This is a genomic window from Candidatus Pantoea symbiotica, from assembly GCF_056491525.1.
Genome location: NZ_JBSZHR010000002.1, coordinates 66,616 through 82,648, shown reverse-complemented (window position 1 = coordinate 82,648; position 16,033 = coordinate 66,616). Strand labels below are relative to the sequence as shown.

Below are 16,033 nucleotides of genomic sequence, written 5' to 3'. Positions count from 1 at the left end.
CCGCAGAAAGAGTCACAGAGAAGTAAAACAGCAGACTGCGGTCAGCGCAAATTCACACCGCCGCAGTTGGGGAGGATCAGAAACTGATCAGAGCCACTCGCCGTTGCGTACAATCCCAACAGCTAAACCTTCAACAGTTAGTGACTGCTCACGGGTATCAACAACAATCGGTTGGAAATCGGTGTTTTCCGGCAGCAGATGAACAATCGCGCCCTGCTTTTTCCAGCGTTTCACGGTGACTTCATCATCAATGCGCGCCACGACAACCTGGCCGTTACGCACTTCCTGCGTTTTATGCACCGCTAACAGATCGCCATCCATAATGCCGATATCTTTCATCGACATACCGCTTACACGCAGCAGGAAATCGGCACTTGGTTTGAACAGATTCGCATCCACCTGATAGTGGGCTTCAATATGTTCCTGCGCCAGCAAGGGTTCACCGGCAGCGACACGGCCAATCAGCGGCAGCCCCTCGCTCGGTTCTTCTTCCATTAGCAAACGAATCCCGCGCGATGCGCCGGAAACAATTTCAATTACGCCTTTACGCGCCAGCGCTTTCAGATGCTCTTCAGCAGCATTGGGCGAGCGAAAACCCAGTTGCGCAGCAATTTCCGCACGCGTTGGCGGCATGCCCGTCTGGTTAATATGGTCGCGAATCAGGTCATAGACCTGTTGCTGCCGTGCAGTTAACGCTTTCATCCCGCCCCCTGGTTGTTTATACAGTCGCTGTGAGTATATACAGGTATTCGCGAAATGAAAACCGTAACAGAGGGAAAAATCAGCGGTTTGATGAATCTGGAATCCCTATCTCAAATGCGTCCAGAGCAGCGCGATCCAGACGAACAGAGCCAGTAAGATAGTCAGCAATACGGCAGCCGATCCCATATCTTTGGCGCGGCCCGCGAGCGGATGTTGTTCCTGCCCGATGCGGTCAACCACCGCTTCGATAGCGCTATTAAGGATCTCAACGATAATAACCAGCACTACCGAGCCAATCATCAAGATGCGGGAAAGGGTATCTACATCCAGCCAGCAGGCCACGAGAATGGCCACCAGCGCGGCGACAGCTTCCTGCCGAAATGCGGCTTCGTGCTGCCATGCGGCACGCAGGCCCTGCCAGGAATAACCGGCTGCTTTCACTATTCTTACTAAACCGGTGACGTTATTTGCCATGTCTATGGAACCCTTGATCTATTTTGACGTCAATGTGTGGGCAGTATGAGGCGGCAGAGCCACAGACCTTCGCTGCGCTTTCTGGTATGCTTGCCGCGCTTTGCTAACAAGAGGCTTAAAGTTGTCTATGTCAGGTTGGCGTAAACTCTATTACAAATTATTGAATTTACCACTCTCTATTTTGGTAAAAAGTAAGGTCATTCCGACCGATCCCGTCTCTGAACACGGGATCGATCCGACACGTCCGGTGATGTATGTTTTGCCTTATGATTCAAAGGCTGACTTGCTCACGCTGCGTGCTCAATGCCTGAAACATGATCTGCCCGATCCACTGGCTCCGCTGGAGATCGATGGCACCCTGCTGCCGCGCCACGTGTTTATTCACGATGGTCCGCGCGTAATTCCCTATTTCGTGGCCAATCCCGAATCGGTGAAGCTGTTCCACGATTATCTGGATTTGCACCGCAGTAACCCGCAACTCGACGTGCAAATGCTACCGGTCGCGGTGATGTTTGGTCGTGCGCCGGGACGTGAAACATCCGGTGAATCCACGCCGCATCTGCGTGTGCTGAATGGCGTGCAGAAGTTCTTCGCCATTCTGTGGCACGGCCGCGACAGCTTTGTACGCTTCTCGCAAACCGTTTCGCTACGCCAGATGGCGACCGAACACGGCACCGATAAGTCGATTGCGCAGAAGCTGGCTCGCGTGGCGCGTATTCACTTTGCTCGCCAACGTCTGGCTGCGGTCGGCCCGCGTCTGCCTGCACGTCAGGATCTCTTCAACAAACTGTTACAGTCCAAAGCGATTGAAAAAGCGGTAGAAGATGAAGCGCGCAGCAAAAAGATTTCGCATGAGAAAGCCCAGCAGAACGCCATCGAAATGATGGAAGAAGTGGCGGCCAACTTCTCTTACGAAGCGATTAAAGTCACTGACCGCGTGATGGGCTGGCTGTGGAGCCGCCTGTATCAGGGCATCAACGTGCATGGCGGTGAGCGCGTGCGTCAGCTGGCGCAGGATGGTCATGAGATTGTCTATGTGCCCTGCCACCGCAGCCACATGGATTATCTGCTGCTCTCCTACGTGCTTTATCATCAAGGTCTGGTGCCGCCGCACATTGCTGCGGGTATCAACCTGAACTTCTGGCCTGCCGGCCCGATTTTCCGTCGTCTGGGCGCGTTCTTTATTCGTCGTACTTTTAAGGGCAACAAACTCTACTCCACCGTGTTCCGTGAATATCTCGGCGAGCTATTTAGCCGTGGTTACTCCGTTGAATACTTTGTGGAAGGCGGACGTTCGCGTACTGGCCGTTTGCTGGACCCGAAAACCGGCACCCTGTCGATGACGCTGCAAGCGATGCTGCGCGGCGGCAGTCGTCCTATCACCTTCGTGCCGATCTACATCGGTTACGAGCACGTGATGGAAGTGGGCACGTATGCCAAAGAGCTGCGTGGCGCGGCCAAAGAGAAAGAGAGCTTCCTGCAGATGGTACGCGGCTTGCGTAAGCTGCGCAATCTGGGTCAGGGCTACGTTAACTTCGGCGAACCGCTGCCGTTGATGAACTACCTGAACAAAAACGTGCCGGAATGGCGTGATGCGATTGATCCTATCGAACCGCAACGCCCTGCGTGGATGACACCTGCCGTGAATGACATTGCGGCGAAGCTGATGGTACGCATCAACGAAGCCGGTGCGGCTAACGCCATGAACCTGTGCGTGACTGCGCTACTGGCATCACGTCAGCGTTCACTAACCCGCGAACAGCTGATTGAGCAGTTAGAGTGCTACACCCAACTGCTGCGCAACGTGCCGTATTCGCCGGAAGCCACGGTGCCCGATATGAGCGCCGAAGCGCTGCTTGATCACGCGATGGGCATGAACAAGTTCGAGACCGAGCAAGACAGTATTGGCGACATCATCATTTTGCCGCGCGAGCAGGCGGTGCTGATGACCTACTATCGCAACAACATCCATCACATGTTGGTGATGCCGTCGCTGATTGCCGCCATCGTGCAGCAACACCGTGAAATTAGCGAAGCTGAGCTGCTGCGCCAGGTTAGCCTGGTGTATCCGATGCTGAAGAGCGAACTGTTCCTGCGCTGGGACAAGGCGGAATTACCTGCCCTGCTGAACGCACTCTGTTCAGAGATGGCACGTCAGGGGCTGATTACGTTGCAGGATGGTCAGCTGAAAATGACGCCAGCACGTCACCGTTCGCTGCAACTGTTGGCGGCGGGTATTCGTGAGACGCTACAGCGCTTCGCGATTACCTTCGCTATCCTCAGCGCGAAACCGGCCATCAACCGTGGCACGCTGGAGAAAGAGAGCCGCACGCTGGCTCAGCGTCTTTCTGTGCTGCACGGCATCAACGCGCCAGAGTTCTTTGATAAAGCGGTATTTACTGCACTGGTACTTACGCTGCGTGATGAAGGTTATATCAGTGACAAAGGCGATGCCGATGCGGAACGCAGCCATATGATGTGGCAGATGCTGGCGGAGCTGGTAACCAGCGATGTCCGTCTGACGATTGAGAGTGCGGTCACCCACGATTAGTAGGCGACATGAAAACACAAAGGCGCACTTCGGTGCGCCCTGCTAAGTCCTCGCTATTCTCCCACGATCCCTCCTGCCTGATGACACATCCTGGTCGCCATGAATGGCGACCCTACGAGCTGAGGGATCCCCAGGAATATCGTTAATACACATATACGATATTCCTGTAACTCGCTGATAGTTCGGCTCGCACCGTTTCTATATCCAGCTGACTGATCCCTGCCGGGTTGTGCCTTATCGCATTTCTTGCCAGCGTAAGGTATGACAGTACTCGCCGGTGTTGCACCGTGTTCGCCTGATAAAACCGGTGCTCGCCTTTGCTTTCAAGCGCGTAGCCCATCAGCCACAGTAAGATGCTGCACAGCGTCGACAGCAGGTTCAGCACTGACATCCTTTCCACACTCCGGCTGAAGCTGCTTCTCAGCCCCATACCGTAACGTTCACTCTTTTCATCCCGGAAGTTCTGTTCTATCTGCATTCTCCGGCTGTAAAGCTTCATTACCGTCCGTGGCTTCAGCTCCGCATCGCTGGTAAACAGCACCCACGGCTCACGGGCCAGGCGACTCTGGTTTGCCTCTTCGCGCGTGTAAAAAAAACGATCCCGGCTTTTCTTTCCGTGACGATTTTTGGGCGCTCTCTTATGAACGTGCACGAAGCCGTAAGCCGGTGATTTTTTATATCGCGTCAGCCGGGCCGCACCAGCACAGCGCGGCGTTGTGCCGGCTTTTAGCTGACCCGGCGTTACCCACTCATCCGTTCCGGCCAGCTTCAGAACGCCGTTGCCCCTGAGCCGGCCGATGAAGTGCCATCCGTGCGACTGAACGCGGTTAAACCACTCGCGGCGGAACCCGGCATCGGTGACGATGGTCACTTTCCTGTCTCCCATACACCCGGCCAGTTCGTCCAGAAAGCGGTTCTGAAGGTCGGGATTTCCCAGCTTATCGCCTTCTGCGATGAGGCTCAGCAGCGGGATAGCGCGTCCGTCCGCCAGCAGGCTGGCACGCAAAAGGCTGAAGGACTGAGTCGGCCAGGCGCTCCAGTCCACGGCAATGACGCACTCCTTCATGTCCCGGATAAGCCAGCAGATAATGTCGCGTGACAGCGCGGGCACCTCCCGGTGGAGGGCAGCATTCCCCATAAGGCGGTCAACGCGTTTGATTTTGTGCTTAACGCGGGCATCGCCCGCAAGAGAGCGACCAATGCTGGTCAGATTGAGGGAAGCACCGCGGGTCAGGGAAATCGTCATATCAGTGAGGGCGTTACGACGATACTGATGGGTGCTGGCTAAAGATTCCCGTAAAAATTTATGGCAAAATGCGGAAGCAGGCATAGTGGCGATCTTATTTTTTGTTGGCGCAATAATTAGATCATTTTTCCACTGTGCCTGCTTCGTTTTTGTGGGGATTCATCAGCCCTACGAGCCTTGTAGCGATGGCGAGTCAAAATTATGCCTTGATGGTGCAGCGCGGGTGTTGAGGCGACATCCCAACTCGCTGAACGAGTGAGGGATTCCAGGGCGAGCCGCATGGATGCGGCGAGAGGTGGCGCTGAGCAGGAGCGAATCGCCACCGGTCCGTCAGGAATCGTGAACGAGTGAAGGCACCGCGCAGCGGCGAGCTGAGCTGGCGAAAGGCCCGCGAGTGCAGAGGGCGCGGCCAGGCGCTCTCTGCTCGGTCGCCGCACGGAGGTGCTGCAACTGCCTCAGCGCAAGGCGAACGAAAGTCGCTCTGCGCTTAACTGAACACCTCGGTGCGCCTAATATATTTACAGCAAATCCGCGAACGGCACGGTGCTAAGCAGAATGCCGAGAAACAGCACCATACCCACATAATTGTTATTCAGGAATGCCTGGAAGCAGGGATCGCGCTCGCGCTGGGCAATCAACTTCTGCTGATGCACAAACAAGCCAGCTGCCAGCAGTAGCGACCAGTAAAATGCGCCATTCAGATTGAGCATCATGCCCACCAGCGCCATCAGGCCAAGCGTAGCCAGCTGCAGTAAACCGATAATCAGTTTGTCGTAACGACCAAACAGAATCGCTGTCGACTTCACACCAATCTTCAAATCATCATCACGATCAACCATCGCATACTGCGTGTCATAGGCCACCGTCCAGCAGATATTCGCCAGGAACACCAGCCAGCAGACCAAAGGTAAGGACTCACTAACTGCCGCCCATCCCATTGGAATCGCCCAGCCAAATGCCGCGCCGAGCACCACCTGCGGCAGATGCGTGTAGCGCTTCATAAACGGATAAACCCACGCCAGCGCCAGGCCGCCAAATGACAGCAAAATGGTCATGGTGTTCATGGTCAGCACCAGCATAAACGCCAGCAAACCGAGACCGGCGAACAGCAGCTTGGCCTCTTTCTCAGATACCGCGCCGCTGGCCAGCGGACGTGACGCCGTGCGCTTAACGTGACCATCGATTTTGCGGTCAGCGTAGTCATTGATGACGCAGCCTGCAGCACGCATCACGATAACGCCGAGCACAAACACCAGCAGCACCGGCAGCGGTGGAATCGCCATGCCGGAGAGCCACAATGCCCACAGAGTTGGCCACAGCAGTAGCACGGTGCCGATGGGTTTATCGATACGCATCAGGCGGCAGTATGCCTGCCATTTGGTCATGGGTAAGGTGTTTTGCACAGTGGTTTATCCTTGATCCAGCGCGCGATAGAGCGGCGACGCCGGTAAAAACAGTTCAGTTAACAGTAGCGGTTTGCCCGACAAGCGCAGGCGAGAACGGCGTCCCCATAACTCGCCAACCTGACCGGGATCGATAAAATCGCGGCTCAGAGTAGATGAAGAGAACAGATAGCGACCGAGCGGGCGCGTACCGAGCTGTTGCAGCATCTGCTCGGGACCGTTCAGCGTGCTTTCTGGCACCACGGTGCGGCCAATCAGCCAGGGTTCACCATCACCGCACAGCACTATTTCGCGCAGCCAGAAGCGCTGATCGGCGGGCAGAAATTCCGCCTCATCCGTTATCTCATCGGCGCCAATAAACGCTTCGCGGATCAGTTCTACGGTCACTTGCTGACAATGCTGCTCGAAGCGACGCGTCATGGAGTCTTCTTCCATTAACCAGTCAAGTAACGGGGCAGAAAGCTGCGGGGAAGAGGCTGGCAGCCAGTGCAATGCGCGTAACTGGCGCAGCGCGTCATGCGACATCAGGACATCTCCGGAAAAAAAGTTGCCCTAGTTTAACGCAGAGGAGAATGCGTGGCACTGCTGGTTGTGCCACGCGCTAAAAACAGGGTTTATTACTCGCGCTTCAGGCGGTTACTGTTGGCCAGCCACAGCGTCACCACCAGAATCAAAATCGCCGCTGAATAGTAGAGCGTATCAAACGGATTTTTATGGTCGACGATGATCAGGCGAATAATCGCCGTGATGCCGATATAGATGAAATAGCGTAGCGGGAAGTGATAACCAGACTGAAAGTACTTCACAATCAAGGCGATAAATTCGAAGTAGAGGAAATAGATAACGATGCCTTCAATTAGCAGATAGGACGACGTCTGCTCGCCAGTGCTAAACAGCACATTGGCCAGATGGATGGTTTCTTTACCGAGAAACACCACCAGAATAATGGCCAGGATGATCAGACCAATATTCAGCACCCACTGCAGTGCTAAAGAAATGTACTGCCCAACCCCTGTTTTTATTGTCATTTTTTGCGCCTCTCGCTCTCAATAACTCACTGGCGCTATCATGCTGTAGTGTGATCAAAATCACAATATTTATACTTCGACATCCACGCACAGCGCGTCGTAGCGCCAGAACTCGCAGTCGCAATCAATCACTCGCTTGTGCTGATCGCGGTTGATGCGGGTAATTAACAAGCCGGGCGTACCACTCGCCACGTTGAGCGCGGGCGCGGCGCGCACCGGTAGCGGTCCCGGCAAAATGGTAAAACGCGCGCCGCCGTAGCGAATCCCGTAGCGCTGGTCATAGAGATCGGTCAGCGAGCGCGTCAGGTCTTCATCCAGCAATCCCGGAAAAAAAGCGGGATTGAGGTAATGCTCGACATATAACACGGCGCGGCCGTCAATACGACGCAGGCGGCGAATGCGGTAAACCTTATCGCCTTCAAGCAGTTGCAGATGACGCGCAATCGCCAGTTGTGCCGGTACTTCCCGCGCCTCCAGCACTTCGGTGCTGGCAATGCGCCCTTGCTCGGCGGCCATGGCGTGAAAATGGCTGTGATGTGAAGGGTTGTAGACCAACCGCGGCGGAGCGAGAAACCAGCCGCGACGCAATTCCCGGTAGATAATACCCTGCGCTTCCAGCAAACCCAGCGCCTCACGCAGCGTGATGCGCGTGGTGGAATATTGTTCGCTTAAGCTGCGTTCGGCAGGCAAACGACCGCTGGCAAATTCACCGTTTTCAATGCGTTCCCGCAGCCCTGCCGCAATCACATCCGCCGTTTTCGACAACATTTTTCAGCCTCATTTTGGGGCAAATCTGCACTATGACAGTTCGATGACTACAATGTGACAGAGTACAACCCACGCTTTAGCGCGCTGTAACCGCATGTGGATCGTCGCGCCACACCACATTTCACCACCATGGTCATAAAACCTTCATCTACTCGGGCTACATTGGCTCGGTTCTTGCTGGACTAGACCAAGAAGTCCCACAACATATACCGGGAGCAATCGAGATGAAAGCGTTTATCGCCTCTGTAGTAGCCAGTGCCGTACTGCTTGCGCTGCCTGCCGCGCAAGCCGCAGATAATGACCTCGCCGCGTTAGAAAAAGCCGCGCGCGCTGAAGGCCAGGTTAACAGCGTCGGCATGCCAGATAGCTGGGCCAACTGGAAAGATACCTGGAGTGACCTCAACAGCAAATATGGTCTAAAGCACAGTGACACCGACATGTCTTCGGCGCAGGAACTGGCAAAATTTGATGCAGAGAAAGAGAACGCCAGCGCCGATATCGGTGATGTGGGCGCAGCTTTCGGTCCGATTGCCGTGGCGAAAGGCGTGGCGCAACCCTATAAACCAACGCATTGGGACCAAATCCCGAGCTGGGCGAAAGATCAGGATGGCAACTGGATGCTGGCTTATACCGGCACCATCGCGTTCCTGGTGGATAAGCAGCAGGTTAAAGATGTGCCACACAGCTGGGCCGATCTGAAGAAAGGTAAGTATGTGGTCACTATCGGTGATGTCGGCACTGCAGCTCAGGCGGCGAACGGCGTGTTAGCGGCAAGCTACGCGTTGGGCGGTGACGAGAAGAATGTGAAACCGGCGTTGAGCTTCTTCGGCGATCTGGCGAAAGAAGGCCGCCTTGGCGTGACCGATCCGGTGATTGCCAACATCGAGAAAGGCGAAATTCAGGTGGCTGTAGTGTGGGACTTTAACGGCCTGAACTACCGCGATCAGATCGACAAAAACCGCTACGAAGTGGTGATTCCATCTGATGGTTCCGTGACGTCTGGCTACAGCACCATTATCAACAAATACGCCAAACATCCAAACGCCGCCAAGCTGGCGCGTGAATACATCTTGTCTGATGAAGGTCAGATCAATCTGGCGAAAGGTTATGCGCGTCCGATTCGTGCCGAGCACTTGAAGCTGCCAGCCGACGTGCAGGCCAAGCTGCTGCCGCAGTCTGAGTATAAAAATGCTCGTCCAATCAAAGACCAGGCTGCGTGGGATAAAACCTCGAAAATGCTGCCGCGTTTGTGGCAAGAGAACGTCATCATCAATATGAAGCAGTAAGGAGCGAGGGATGAAAACGATCCTGGTGGTGTTGGATGGGCTGAGTAATCAGGTGGCGCAACACGCAATGGGCTATCTGTTTGCCGAATGCGCGCAGGGCAACGGCCAATATTACACGCTGACCTGCGAACTGCCTTCGCTGTCGCGCCCGCTGTACGAATGCATTCTCACCGGCATTCCACCGGTGCGCAGCGGCATTATTCATAACGGCGTCAGCCGCTTGAGTAATCAGCGCAGCATCTTCCATTACGCGCGTGCCGCCGGTCTCACCACCGCTGCGGCCGCCTATCACTGGGTGAGTGAACTCTATAACCAATCCCCGTTCAACGCGGCGCGCGACCGCCACACGGTCGCGCCTGATCTGCCGATTCAGTATGGCCATTTTTACTGGGACGACAGTTATCCGGATTCCCACCTATTTGAAGACGCAGAAAGCCTGCGCCTGCGACACGATCCTGACTTCCTGCTGATTCACCCGATGAACATTGACGATGCCGGGCACAAGCACAGCTTGTCATCGCCGCAGTATCGTAACCGCGCGCGCATGGCCGATGGTTACCTGTCGCAATGGATGCCGGTCTGGCTGGCGGCCGGTTATCAGGTAATTGTCACTGCCGATCACGGCATGAACGATGACCGCTCGCACGGCGGCATTTTGCCGGAAGAGACGCAGGTGCCGCTGTTCGTGTTTGGCAAAGGCTTCTCGCTGCAGCCGGATCTCCAGCCACAGCAAACCGAACTGTGCGGCATCGTCTGCACCTTGCTCGGCGTCGAACATGACAAGCCGGTTTGTCACGCGTTACTGGCGGAGCCGCAGTAATGAAGGGCAAAACGCTCGCTGCGCTGTTGCTGCTGCCGTTTGCGCTGTTTTGGGTGGCATTCCAGCTTGCGCCGCTGTTGTGGATTGCCATCAACAGCTTCTGGAGCGACATCAATGAGCGCTGGGGCTTCGATAATTACAGCGACATCCTCACCTCGCCGTTCTATTTGCAGGCGTTTCGCCTGTCGCTGGATATCTCCATCTGGTCGAGCATTTACGGATTGCTGATCTCGCTGGTTGCCGGATATTCGCTGCATCGCCTTGGCAGCGGCCGTTTTCAGCGCTTTTTAATGTCATTTACCAACATGACCAGCAATTTCGCCGGCGTGCCGCTGGCGTTTGCGTTTGTGATTCTGCTCGGTCTGAACGGTTGTCTGACGCTGCTGCTGCGCCATTATGGCGTGCTGGAGGGCTTCAAGCTGTTCTCACGTGACGGCATGGTGCTGGTTTACACCTGGTTCCAAATCCCGCTCGGCATTTTGCTGCTCTATCCTGCGTTTGATGGCCTGCGTCAGGATTGGCAAGAGTCCGCCGCGCTGCTGGGTGCAGGCCGCTGGCGCTATTGGTGGCACATCGGTTTGCCGATTCTGTTCCCGGCGCTGCTCGGAACCTTCGTGATTCTGCTCGCCAATGCGCTCGGCGCTTACGCCACCATTTACGCGCTCACCACCGGCAACTTTAACGTGGTGCCGGTGCGCATTGCTGCGCTGGTATCTGGCGATATCTCACTTGATCCCAATACTGGCGGCGCGCTGGCGATGCTGCTGGTGCTGATTATGGCGCTGATTACCGTGGTGCAGCAGTATCTGGTGCGCCGCAGCTATCTCAACGCCAAACCTTCCTGAGGAGCCAACCTTGTCGCGCGCGGAAAAAATTTACCATCGCCTGATTGTCTGGCTTTTGCTGTGTATTTTAGCCGCACCGCTGCTGGCGACGCTGCTGTACGGCATCTCCACCAGCTGGAGCGATACCATTCTGCCGCAGGGCTTTACGCTGAAGTGGCTCACCGCATTATGGAGCGATCCGCGATTCCTCACCGCGCTCGGTCATTCGCTGCTGGTTTGCTTCGGTGCGCTGCTGTTCTCGCTGGTGCTGGTGCTGCCTGCCATGTTTGTGATCGCTTACTACTATCCGAAACTGGATGCGGTAATGAACGTGCTGATCCTGATGCCATTCGCCGTGCCGCCGGTGGTTTCGTCGGTCGGCCTGCTGCAGCTTTATTCGTCGTCGCCGCTGATGCTGACCGGCACACCGTGGATTTTGATCGGCTGCTACTTCACCATCGCCTTGCCGTTTATCTATCGCGCCATCTCCAACAATATGCAGGCCATCAATTTGAAAGAGCTGATTGATGCCGCCCAGCTGCTCGGTGCCAGCACCTGGCAAGCGGCGCTGTTTGTGGTGCTGCCGAACCTGCGCAAAGGCGTGTTTATCGCGGTGCTGCTCTCCTTCTCCTTCCTGATTGGCGAGTTTGTCTTCGCCAATATGCTGGTCGGCACCCGCTATGAAACCTTGCAGGTTTATCTGTTTAACATGCGCAACGGCAGCGGCCACTTTACCAGCGCGCTGGTGATCTCCTATTTTGCCGTCGTCCTGCTGGTCACCTGGCTGGCGAATGCCCTCAATCCTGAACGAGGCTGACCATGAGTTATTTGAGCGTCACCCAGTTGAATAAAAGCTATGGCCCAACCGCCATTTTTGAAAATATCGATTTCAGCGCCGAAGAAGGCGAATTTGTCACGCTGCTCGGCCCCAGCGGCTGCGGCAAATCTACGCTACTGCGCTGCATTGCCGGATTGACCGAAGTCGATAGCGGCAAAGTATTGCTGCAAGGTCAGGATATCGTGCCGCTGCCACCGCAGAAGCGCACCATCGGCATGGTGTTCCAGAGCTACGCGCTATTCCCCAACATGACGGTTGAGAAGAACGTGGCGTTTGGCCTGAAAATGCAGAAACTGGCGAGCGGCGAGATTCAAAAACGCGTGATGGAGGCGCTGGCGCTGGTGGAACTCACCGAGTTCGCGCGGCGTTATCCGCATCAGCTCTCTGGCGGACAGTGTCAGCGCGTGGCGCTGGCGCGTTCGCTAGTGACGCGTCCACGCTTGCTGCTGCTGGATGAACCGCTGTCGGCGCTGGATGCGCGCATTCGTCGCCATCTGCGCGAGCAAATCCGCCATATTCAGCGCGAGCTGAAGCTCACCACCTTGTTCGTTACCCACGATCAGGAAGAGGCGCTGACCATGTCCGATCGCATCGTGTTGATGAACCGGGGCAAGATCGTGCAGAACGGCAACGCGGAAATGCTCTATACCCAACCGGCCGATCTGTTTGCGGCTGGCTTTATTGGCAACTACAACCTGCTGAGCGCGGAACAAGCAACGCAGCTGACCGGACAAACTTTCAGCGGCCAGGTAGCGATTCGCCCAGAGTCGATCCAGCTATGCGCGCCGCAGGCTGGCATTCCCGCCACCATCCTCAGCCACAGCTTGCTCGGCAACGTGATTCGCTATCGGGTGCGCGCGCAAAACGTGGAGCTCTCAGTTGATGTACTTAACCGCAGCGTGGCAGATTTGCATCCCGCTGGCATGCAGATTGGGCTACAGTTAGAGATGTCGACGTTGCGCCAGGTTGCTTAATTTAAACGAAAAAAGGCGACACAACGCGGCGAAGGTTTTACCGGTTGTGCTCACCGTCAGGCTGGCAATCGGTGCTGTTTGAGCCTGACGGATGAGGAGCCTCTATACGTGTTAACTCTGCTTAATCTACTCTCTGCCGTTGCGCTGCTGGTGTGGGGCACACACATTGTGCGAACCGGCATCATGCGCGTTTACGGTGCCGATCTGCGTCGTGTACTTAGCCGCAGCGTTGAAAAAAAACCGATGGCGTTTCTTGCCGGCATTGGCGTTACAGCGCTGGTGCAGAGCAGTAACGCCACCACGCTGCTGGTTACCTCCTTTGTTGCGCAGAATCTGGTGAGCCTGACGCCCGCATTGGTGGTGGTATTGGGCGCGGATGTCGGGACCGCGATCATGGCGCGTATCCTGACTTTCGATCTGTCGTGGCTGTCGCCGCTGTTTATCTTCTTTGGCGTGGTGTTCTTCCTCAGCCGCAAGCAAACGCGCGTTGGGCAACTGGGCCGCGCCAGTATTGGGCTCGGACTGATTCTGCTGGCGCTGCAGCTGATTGTAGCGGCCGCCAAACCGATCACTCAGGCGGCGGGCGTTCAGGTGCTGTTCTCAACGCTGACCGGCGATGTGATGCTCGATGCGCTGATTGGCGCGGTGTTCGCCATCATCAGTTACTCCAGCCTCGCAGCGGTACTGATTACCGCCACGCTGACCGCCACCGGCGTGATCTCCTTCAAAGTGGCGCTCTGTCTGGTGATTGGTGCCAACCTCGGTAGCGGCTTGCTGGCGATGATCAACGCCAGCGGCTCCAACGCGGCGGGCAAACGCGTCGCGCTCGGCAGCCTGCTGTTTAAGCTAATTGGCAGCATCGCGATTTTGCCGTTCGTCAATGTTGTCGCCGACGTGCTGGATAAAATGCCGGTCAACGATGAAGAGTTGGTGATCTTCTTCCACGTGTTTTACAACCTGATCCGCTGCTTAGTCATGGTGCCGTTTGCCGATCCAATGGCGCGCCTGTGCCGCCGTATGATCGCCGATGATCCTGAGAACGAAACGCATCTCAAACCCAAACACCTCGACAGCAGCGCACTGGATACACCCGCGTTAGCGCTGGCTAATGCCTCACGCGAGACGCTGCGCATCGGCGATGTGGTCGAGCAGATGATTGAGTCATTCAATAAAGTGGTGCACGGCGACCTGCGCGAAGAGCGCGCGGTGCGGCGGCTGGATGATGATGTTGATGTGCTCTACACCGCGATCAAACTCTATCTGGCGCGTATGCCAAAAGAGGATTTGCCGGAGGATGATTCACGCCGCTGGGCGGAGATCATTGAGATGGCGCTCAACCTTGAACAGGCGGGCGACATCATCGAACGCATGTGTGCCGACGTAGCGGATAAGTCGCTGACCGCGCGCCGTGCCTTCTCAGCGGAGGGATTGGAGGAGCTGCAAACCTTGCAGGAGCAGGTGCTGTATAACCTGCGTCTGAGTTTGTCGGTGTTTCTGTCGCACGATGTCACCAGCGCTAAGCGCCTGCGCCGCTCCAAGCATCGCTTCCGCATCCTGATTCGCCGTTTCTCACACGCGCATGTTGAGCGTTTGCATCTGCAGAACGTGCAAAGCATCGAAACCAGCTCGCTGCACCTTGGCTTGCTGGGCGATATGAAGCGTTTGAATTCGCTGTTCTGCGCCGTGGCGTACACGGTTTTGGATCAGCCGGATGACGAGCGGGAAGAGGATTAAATGTCGTTTCGTAGGGTCGCCATTGATGGCGACCACACAAAATTTACGACAACAAACTAAACGCAATCATGCCAACAATCGCGCCGGTGGTTCCCAGGATGGTTTCCATCAGCGTCCATGTCTTCAGCGTTTCGGCTTCAGTTGCGCCGGTAAAGCGGCCAAACAGCCAGAAACCGGCATCATTCACGTGACTGATAATGATGGAGCCGCCGCCGATACAGATCGACAGCGCAGCCAGCTGCGCGCCGCTGTAGTGCAGCGGTTCAATCACCGGCATCACTAAACCAACGGTAGTTAAACACGCCACGGTGGCCGAACCCTGAATCACGCGAATCGCGCCAGAAAGGATGAAGCACGCCAGCGCAATCGGCATGCCCGCGCCGGTTAACGCATGTCCTAACACCGGGCCAACGCCCGAATCCACCAGCACCTGCTTAAACACGCCGCCCGCACCAATCACCAGCAGAATAATCCCCGCCGGTTGCAGCGCGCTGCCGCACACCTGCATCACCTTCTCTTTATCCATGCCCTGACGATACGCCAGGCCATAAATCGCCACCAGACAGGCCAGTAGAATCGCGGTGAACGGATGGCCGATAAACTCCAGCCACTCATACAGATGAGAACCCGGCGTGGTGAAGCGTGCGCCGATGGTTTTCAGGCCCACCAGCAGCAGCGGGAACAGAATCAACGCCAGGCTAAAGCCAAACGACGGCAGTTTGCCCTCTTCCACCTCCGGCTGATGATCTTCCGGTGGCGCGCTAAAGCTAACGTGACGCGCGATAAAGCTGCCAAACAGCGGACCGGCAATCAGCATGCCCGGAATCGCCGCGCACAGGCCCAGCAGAATCATCCAGCCAAAATCGGCGTGCATCTGCGCAGCCAGCAGCATCGGTGCGGGTCCCGGCAGCAGGAACGCGGCAGAAGCGGCAACACCGGCAAACAGCGGGATCACCAGCTTCACTAAATTACCTTTAGTGCGACGCGCCACGGCGAACGCAATGCTGATCAGCAACACCACCGCCACTTCGAAAAACAGCGGCAATGCACAGATCAATCCGGCGACGCCCATCGCATAGTGCGCGCGGCTTTCACCAAAGGTTTTCAACATGCGGATGGCGATCTGATCGACGGCGCCGGTTTCATGCAGGATCTTGCCGAACATCGCGCCCAACGCCACCACAATGGCGAGAAAGCCGAGCGTTCCGCCCATGCCTTTTTCCATGGTTTCAGCAATTTTATCGAGCGGCATACCAGAAAACAGACCGGCACCAATAGAGACTAACATCAGGGCAACAAAGGCGTGCATACGCGCTTTCATCACCAAAAACAGCAGCAGCAGGACAGAGCCTGCTGCGGTTAACACTAGCGTTGCGGTACTCATG

At 56.1% G+C, this 16,033-nt stretch carries 15 protein-coding genes; 7 read left to right on the top strand and 8 right to left on the bottom strand.

Annotated features, from left to right (window positions below):
- Positions 1-87: 87 nt before the first annotated feature.
- Both lexA and ACXIZX_RS01030 read right to left on the bottom strand, forming a co-directional pair.
- Entirely contained in the window at positions 88-702 is a 615-nt protein-coding gene (gene lexA / locus ACXIZX_RS01035) for a transcriptional repressor LexA (protein WP_008109941.1), read from the bottom strand.
- Between the two features lie 105 nt (positions 703-807).
- Positions 808-1,176 carry a diacylglycerol kinase gene (locus tag ACXIZX_RS01030; protein WP_154182481.1) on the bottom strand — a complete coding sequence of 123 codons (369 nt, stop codon included), beginning with the start codon at positions 1,174-1,176 and terminating at the stop codon, positions 808-810.
- Between the two features lie 127 nt (positions 1,177-1,303).
- Between ACXIZX_RS01030 and plsB the strand changes: the two genes are divergently transcribed.
- The gene (gene plsB / locus ACXIZX_RS01025; protein WP_258144363.1) at positions 1,304-3,727 is read left to right on the top strand and encodes a glycerol-3-phosphate 1-O-acyltransferase PlsB; all 2,424 of its coding nucleotides are present in this window, start codon (positions 1,304-1,306) and stop codon (positions 3,725-3,727) included.
- 142 nt (positions 3,728-3,869) lie between these two features.
- Here the strand turns inward: plsB and ACXIZX_RS01020 are convergent, their stop codons facing one another.
- The 5 genes from ACXIZX_RS01020 to ACXIZX_RS01000 form a co-directional block, all read right to left on the bottom strand.
- Positions 3,870-5,057: an IS4 family transposase gene (locus tag ACXIZX_RS01020; RefSeq protein WP_479403451.1), complete on the bottom strand. Its 1,188-nt coding sequence runs from the start codon at positions 5,055-5,057 to the stop codon at positions 3,870-3,872.
- Positions 5,058-5,491: 434 nt separating this feature from the next.
- Positions 5,492-6,376: a 4-hydroxybenzoate octaprenyltransferase gene (gene ubiA / locus ACXIZX_RS01015; protein WP_008109936.1), complete on the bottom strand. Its 885-nt coding sequence runs from the start codon at positions 6,374-6,376 to the stop codon at positions 5,492-5,494.
- Between the two features lie 6 nt (positions 6,377-6,382).
- Positions 6,383-6,901: a chorismate lyase gene (gene ubiC, locus ACXIZX_RS01010; protein ID WP_061718382.1), complete on the bottom strand. Its 519-nt coding sequence runs from the start codon at positions 6,899-6,901 to the stop codon at positions 6,383-6,385.
- 92 nt (positions 6,902-6,993) lie between these two features.
- A complete protein-coding gene (gene psiE, locus ACXIZX_RS01005) occupies positions 6,994-7,404 on the bottom strand; it encodes a phosphate-starvation-inducible protein PsiE (protein ID WP_008109934.1) in 411 nt (136 codons plus the stop codon).
- Between the two features lie 69 nt (positions 7,405-7,473).
- Positions 7,474-8,172: a UTRA domain-containing protein gene (locus ACXIZX_RS01000; protein WP_008109933.1), complete on the bottom strand. Its 699-nt coding sequence runs from the start codon at positions 8,170-8,172 to the stop codon at positions 7,474-7,476.
- A 224-nt stretch (positions 8,173-8,396) separates the two neighbouring features.
- Between ACXIZX_RS01000 and ACXIZX_RS00995 the strand changes: the two genes are divergently transcribed.
- The 6 genes from ACXIZX_RS00995 to ACXIZX_RS00970 all read left to right on the top strand — a co-directional run bounded on the left by ACXIZX_RS00995 (position 8,397) and on the right by ACXIZX_RS00970 (position 14,648).
- On the top strand, positions 8,397-9,458 hold the full coding sequence (locus ACXIZX_RS00995; RefSeq protein ID WP_008109931.1) for an ABC transporter substrate-binding protein: 1,062 nt from the start codon (positions 8,397-8,399) through the stop codon (positions 9,456-9,458).
- Positions 9,459-9,468: 10 nt separating this feature from the next.
- The gene (locus ACXIZX_RS00990) at positions 9,469-10,278 is read left to right on the top strand and encodes an alkaline phosphatase family protein (RefSeq protein WP_479403450.1); all 810 of its coding nucleotides are present in this window, start codon (positions 9,469-9,471) and stop codon (positions 10,276-10,278) included.
- The gene (locus ACXIZX_RS00985; protein ID WP_008109927.1) at positions 10,278-11,123 is read left to right on the top strand and encodes an ABC transporter permease; all 846 of its coding nucleotides are present in this window, start codon (positions 10,278-10,280) and stop codon (positions 11,121-11,123) included. Before ACXIZX_RS00990 ends, ACXIZX_RS00985 begins: the two co-directional genes overlap by 1 nt.
- A gap of 10 nt (positions 11,124-11,133) precedes the next feature.
- Positions 11,134-11,919 carry an ABC transporter permease gene (locus ACXIZX_RS00980; protein ID WP_179451819.1) on the top strand — a complete coding sequence of 262 codons (786 nt, stop codon included), beginning with the start codon at positions 11,134-11,136 and terminating at the stop codon, positions 11,917-11,919.
- Between the two features lie 2 nt (positions 11,920-11,921).
- Positions 11,922-12,914, top strand: a complete 993-nt coding sequence (locus tag ACXIZX_RS00975; protein WP_479403449.1) for an ABC transporter ATP-binding protein — start codon at positions 11,922-11,924, stop codon at positions 12,912-12,914.
- A gap of 108 nt (positions 12,915-13,022) precedes the next feature.
- Positions 13,023-14,648 (top strand): Na/Pi cotransporter family protein, encoded by a 1,626-nt coding sequence (locus ACXIZX_RS00970; protein ID WP_008109921.1) that lies wholly within the window; start codon positions 13,023-13,025, stop codon positions 14,646-14,648.
- A gap of 43 nt (positions 14,649-14,691) precedes the next feature.
- On the opposite strand, the gene gntU is transcribed toward ACXIZX_RS00970, so the two are convergent.
- Positions 14,692-16,032 carry a gluconate transporter gene (gntU, locus tag ACXIZX_RS00965; RefSeq protein ID WP_154182470.1) on the bottom strand — a complete coding sequence of 447 codons (1,341 nt, stop codon included), beginning with the start codon at positions 16,030-16,032 and terminating at the stop codon, positions 14,692-14,694.
- Position 16,033 lies beyond the last annotated feature (1 nt).

What these genes read in the sequence shown, in the direction of transcription:
- gntU (WP_154182470.1), bottom strand. Translation starts at nt 16,032, where the DNA reads ATGAGTACCGCAACGCTAGTGTTAACCGCAGCAGGCTCTGTCCTGCTG.
- lexA (WP_008109941.1), bottom strand. Translation starts at nt 702, where the DNA reads ATGAAAGCGTTAACTGCACGGCAGCAACAGGTCTATGACCTGATTCGC.
- psiE (WP_008109934.1), bottom strand. Translation starts at nt 7,404, where the DNA reads ATGACAATAAAAACAGGGGTTGGGCAGTACATTTCTTTAGCACTGCAG.
- ACXIZX_RS00995 (WP_008109931.1), top strand. Translation starts at nt 8,397, where the DNA reads ATGAAAGCGTTTATCGCCTCTGTAGTAGCCAGTGCCGTACTGCTTGCG.
- ACXIZX_RS01000 (WP_008109933.1), bottom strand. Translation starts at nt 8,172, where the DNA reads ATGTTGTCGAAAACGGCGGATGTGATTGCGGCAGGGCTGCGGGAACGC.
- ACXIZX_RS00985 (WP_008109927.1), top strand. Translation starts at nt 10,278, where the DNA reads ATGAAGGGCAAAACGCTCGCTGCGCTGTTGCTGCTGCCGTTTGCGCTG.
- plsB (WP_258144363.1), top strand. Translation starts at nt 1,304, where the DNA reads ATGTCAGGTTGGCGTAAACTCTATTACAAATTATTGAATTTACCACTC.
- ubiC (WP_061718382.1), bottom strand. Translation starts at nt 6,901, where the DNA reads ATGTCGCATGACGCGCTGCGCCAGTTACGCGCATTGCACTGGCTGCCA.
- ACXIZX_RS01020 (WP_479403451.1), bottom strand. Translation starts at nt 5,057, where the DNA reads ATGCCTGCTTCCGCATTTTGCCATAAATTTTTACGGGAATCTTTAGCC.
- ACXIZX_RS01030 (WP_154182481.1), bottom strand. Translation starts at nt 1,176, where the DNA reads ATGGCAAATAACGTCACCGGTTTAGTAAGAATAGTGAAAGCAGCCGGT.
- ACXIZX_RS00990 (WP_479403450.1), top strand. Translation starts at nt 9,469, where the DNA reads ATGAAAACGATCCTGGTGGTGTTGGATGGGCTGAGTAATCAGGTGGCG.
- ACXIZX_RS00975 (WP_479403449.1), top strand. Translation starts at nt 11,922, where the DNA reads ATGAGTTATTTGAGCGTCACCCAGTTGAATAAAAGCTATGGCCCAACC.